This window comes from Pseudomonas sp. 18.1.10 (genome assembly GCF_024655625.1).
Lineage (GTDB): Bacteria > Pseudomonadota > Gammaproteobacteria > Pseudomonadales > Pseudomonadaceae > Aquipseudomonas.
In genome coordinates this window covers 1-3,890 of the sequence record NZ_JANLGL010000351.1, presented here as the reverse complement: position 1 = coordinate 3,890, position 3,890 = coordinate 1, and the positions used below count along the sequence as shown (strand labels likewise).

The following is a 3,890-nucleotide window of genomic DNA, read 5'->3' as shown; positions in this document are numbered from 1 at the left end:
GGGAGCTGGGTGGCCGGCGATAGTGGTGTGTCAGTCACAAAGCTATCGCAGGCAAGCCAGCTCCCACATTTCGATCGTGTTTACAGGTAAAAAACTCAGTCGCCCGTGGCAATCGCCCGCTGTGGATCAGTAATCCACTCACTCCACGACCCCGCATACAACTTACCCAACGGATACCCCGCCAGGCTCAGGGCAAACAGGTTATGACACGCCGTCACCCCCGAGCCGCAATACGCCACCAGTTCATCCGGTGAACGACCCTGCAACTGATCCGCAAACCGTTGCTTGAGCTGCTCAACCGGCAAGAAACACCCATCACTGCCGAGGTTTTCACTGAACGCGGCACACTGCGCCCCCGGAATATGCCCGGCGACCGGGTCGATCGGCTCCACCTCACCGCGAAAGCGCGGCTGGGCGCGGGCATCGAGCAAGGTCAGGCCCGGCTGGCCCAGGCGCTTTTGCAGGTGTTCGGCGTCCAGCAACACATGGTTGTCCGGCGTGCCGGCGAAGGTCCCGGGCTGGATCACCGGCGCATCCAGGCTCAACGGGAAACCCGCGGCATGCCAGGCCTTGAGGCCGCCATCGAGGATAAACACACCATCACGCTTGCCCAACCACGCCAGCAACCACCACGCCCGAGCGGCAAACGCGCCGGGACCGTCGTCATACAGCACCACGTCGGTGTCGGCACTGATGCCCCACGCCCGCAGTTGCTGCGCCAACGTATCCGCAGCTGGCAACGGGTGACGACCGGTCACGCCCTTGGTCACCGGGCCACTGAGGTGGCGCTCCAAATCAGCGTATTGCGCGCCCTCGATATGCCCTTCGGCGTAGCTGCAACGCCCGTAATCCGGGTCTTCGAGGGCAAAGCGGCAATCCAGGATCACCAGCCCAGGCGACTGCTGGCGCTCGGCCAATGGCTGGGGGCGGATCAGTTGGGCAAGCGGCATGACGGACTCCTGTGGACAGATTCGGGAAAGGTCCTACTTCACTTCTTCCAGTGCCTGATTCAACGGCACGTAAAACTCTTTGAACAACGCGTCTACCGCGTCTTTAGCCTCGGGCGTGACAAATCCGGCCTCCAGCACCAATACCTGATACACCCCGCGCTTGATCGCTTCGGCGCTCAAGTGCGCGGAGTTTTCATTGGTGGTGCACAGGAAGCGCACCCACGACGTGAGGATGATCCACGCGTTGAGGGTCAGGGCTTCGGTCTGGATCGGGTTCATATTGAGGATGCCGGCATCGACAAACCCCCGGTAGATCGCATTGCCCTGGGTCAGGCAGCGCTGGGAAAAACGCCGATAGCCGGTGGCCAGTTCCGGGTCGCTTTCCAGCAGGTGTTCAAGGTCGCGGTGCAGGAAACGGTAGCGCCACATGCCGGCCAGCAAGGCCTGTAAATAGAAACGTTTGTCCTGGACGGTGGCGGCGCGCCCCTGGGGCGGGCGCAGGAAACTGTCCACCAGGGCTTCGTATTCGCGAAACAGCACGGCGATGATCGCCTGCTTGTTGGGGAAGTGGTAGTACAGGTTGCCCGGGGAAATTTCCATATGGGCCGCAATATGGTTGGTGCTGATACTGCGCTCGCCCTGCTGGTTAAAAAGCTCCAGGCTGGTTTGCACAATGCGCTCGCTGGTCTTTACTCGTGGTGCCATAGGGGAATCAGCTTCTATACACGTGATGGGGCATCTTACGGCCTATCTCGGCCGGGATAAAACTGCATGTTGCTGCAATGTTATTTGACAATTTAGAGCAATGACTCTAAAAATCCAGGCAGACCTATAACAACCGGGAACTGCGCCATGTCTGCCAACGTTGCCTACCTGCAAGATTCCCAGGCGCTGGAACACCTCCAGGACCTGTTCGACGCCCAACAGCGCGCCTATGCGGCCAACCCGATGCCGCCAGCGGGCCAACGCCAGCAATGGCTCAAGGCCCTGCGTGACCTGCTCAGCGACGAACGCCAGGCGTTGATCGACGCCATCAGCCAGGATTTCAGCCACCGCAGCGCCGACGAAACCCTGTTCGCCGAACTGATGCCCAGCCTGCATGGCATTCACTACGCCAGCAAACACCTCAAAGGCTGGATGAAACCTTCGCGTCGCGCTGTAGGCATTGCCTTCCAGCCCGCGTCCGCCAAAGTCATCTACCAACCGCTGGGCGTGGTCGGGGTGATCGTGCCGTGGAACTACCCGCTGTACCTGGCCATTGGCCCGCTGGTCGGGGCGTTGGCGGCGGGTAACCGGGTGATGCTCAAGCTCAGCGAATCCACCCCCGCCACCGGCGAATTGCTCAAGACGCTGCTGGCAAAGATCTTCCCCGAAGACCTGGTGTGCGTGGTCCTTGGCGAGGCCGATATGGGCATCGCGTTTTCCAGGCTGCGCTTCGACCACCTGTTGTTCACCGGTGCCACCAGCATTGGCAAGCATGTGATGCGCGCGGCGGCCGAACACCTCACGCCGGTGACCCTGGAACTGGGCGGCAAGTCGCCGGCCATTGTCTCCGCCGATGTGCCGCTTAAGGACGCCGCCGAACGCATCGCCTTCGGCAAGGCCCTGAACGCGGGGCAAACCTGCGTGGCGCCGGACTACGTGCTGGTGCCGGAAGATCGCGTGGAGGGTTTCATCGAGGCCTACACCCAAGCCATTCGCGGGTTTTATCCGACCCTGGCCGACAACCCGGACTACACCGCCATCATCAACGAACGGCAATTGGCGCGGCTCAATGCCTACGCCAAGGACGCCACCGACAAAGGCGCCACCCTGATCCCGCTGTTTGAGCAGGGCCAGGCACGGCGCATGGCCCACAGCCTGTTGCTGAATGTCAGCGACGACATGACGGTGATGCAGGATGAAATCTTCGGCCCGCTGTTGCCGATCGTGCCGTATCGCGGCCTTGACCAGGCCTTTGCCTACATCAACCAGCGACCTCGCCCGCTGGCCCTGTATTACTTCGGCTACAACAAGGGCGAACAGAACCGCGTGCTCCACGAAACCCATTCCGGCGGCGTGTGCCTGAACGACACCCTGCTGCACGTGGCCCAGGACGACATGCCGTTCGGCGGCATCGGCCCCTCGGGCATGGGCCACTACCACGGCCACGAAGGTTTCCTCACGTTCAGCAAAGCCAAGGGTGTGCTGGTGAAGCAGCGCCTGAACGCGGCGAAGTTGATCTACCCGCCTTATGGCAAGGCGATCCAGACGTTGATCCAGAAGCTGTTTATCCGCTGATAACAACACTCCCGGGATAACAATAAAAATGAACCCCAGCCTGACTGAAACACCCGCGCTGTCACGGCGCGGCGTCTTGAAAATCGGCCTGTGCGCCAGCGCCTTCCTGGCCACCGCCGGGCTCGGCGCCAGCCTCAGCGGCTGCTCCAGCAGCACGCCGGCCAGCGGCTTTGTGATGCTGCGCAGCAGTGACCTGCCGTTCCTGCGCGCGGTGATCCCGGTGCTGCTGGCAGGCGTGGCCAGCGCCGAGGCCGTTGCCAGCGGGGTCGAGGTCACCCTGAAAAAGCTCGACTTCAGCCTGCAACGCCTGTCGCCGGAGATGTTCAAGCTCACCCAGCAACTGTTCGACGTGCTGGGCATGGGCATCACCCGTGGGCCGTTGACCGGAATCTGGGGCAGCTGGGAAAACGCCAGCAGCGAACAGATCCGCAACTTCCTGCATCGTTGGGAGAACAGCTACCTGAATCTGCTGCGCATGGGCCAGGGTTCGTTGCTCAAGCTGGTGATTATGGCGTGGTATTTCCAGCCGGCGGCCTGGGCACACTGTGGCTACCCCGGTCCCCCGAAGATCTAGCCCTGATAACCCGATCAAAACTGTGGGAGCGGGCTTGCTCGCGAAAGCGGTGCATCAGTGAAGAAGGCAGTGACTGACCCACCGCC

4 protein-coding genes are annotated in these 3,890 nt (G+C 61.7%); 2 read left to right on the top strand and 2 right to left on the bottom strand.

Features of this window, described 5'->3' with window-relative positions; all coding sequences use genetic code 11:
- Window positions 1-95: 95 nt before the first annotated feature.
- On the bottom strand, window positions 96-950 hold the full coding sequence (locus NUV89_RS28405) for a sulfurtransferase (RefSeq protein WP_257783924.1): 855 nt from the start codon (window positions 948-950) through the stop codon (window positions 96-98).
- Between the two features lie 33 nt (window positions 951-983).
- Complete coding sequence (locus NUV89_RS28400) at window positions 984-1,655, bottom strand: TetR/AcrR family transcriptional regulator (protein WP_257783923.1); 672 nt, start codon at window positions 1,653-1,655, stop codon at window positions 984-986.
- A 147-nt stretch (window positions 1,656-1,802) separates the two neighbouring features.
- Here NUV89_RS28400 and NUV89_RS28395 point away from each other — a divergent pair, with 147 nt between their 5' ends.
- Together NUV89_RS28395 and NUV89_RS28390 are read left to right on the top strand one after the other, a co-directional pair.
- Window positions 1,803-3,230 carry a coniferyl aldehyde dehydrogenase gene (locus tag NUV89_RS28395; protein ID WP_257783922.1) on the top strand — a complete coding sequence of 476 codons (1,428 nt, stop codon included), beginning with the start codon at window positions 1,803-1,805 and terminating at the stop codon, window positions 3,228-3,230.
- 28 nt (window positions 3,231-3,258) lie between these two features.
- Window positions 3,259-3,804: a twin-arginine translocation pathway signal protein gene (locus NUV89_RS28390; protein WP_257783921.1), complete on the top strand. Its 546-nt coding sequence runs from the start codon at window positions 3,259-3,261 to the stop codon at window positions 3,802-3,804.
- The last annotated feature ends 86 nt before the right edge of the window (window positions 3,805-3,890 follow it).

What these genes read in the sequence shown, in the direction of transcription:
- NUV89_RS28405 (WP_257783924.1), bottom strand. Translation starts at nt 950, where the DNA reads ATGCCGCTTGCCCAACTGATCCGCCCCCAGCCATTGGCCGAGCGCCAG.
- NUV89_RS28400 (WP_257783923.1), bottom strand. Translation starts at nt 1,655, where the DNA reads ATGGCACCACGAGTAAAGACCAGCGAGCGCATTGTGCAAACCAGCCTG.
- NUV89_RS28395 (WP_257783922.1), top strand. Translation starts at nt 1,803, where the DNA reads ATGTCTGCCAACGTTGCCTACCTGCAAGATTCCCAGGCGCTGGAACAC.
- NUV89_RS28390 (WP_257783921.1), top strand. Translation starts at nt 3,259, where the DNA reads ATGAACCCCAGCCTGACTGAAACACCCGCGCTGTCACGGCGCGGCGTC.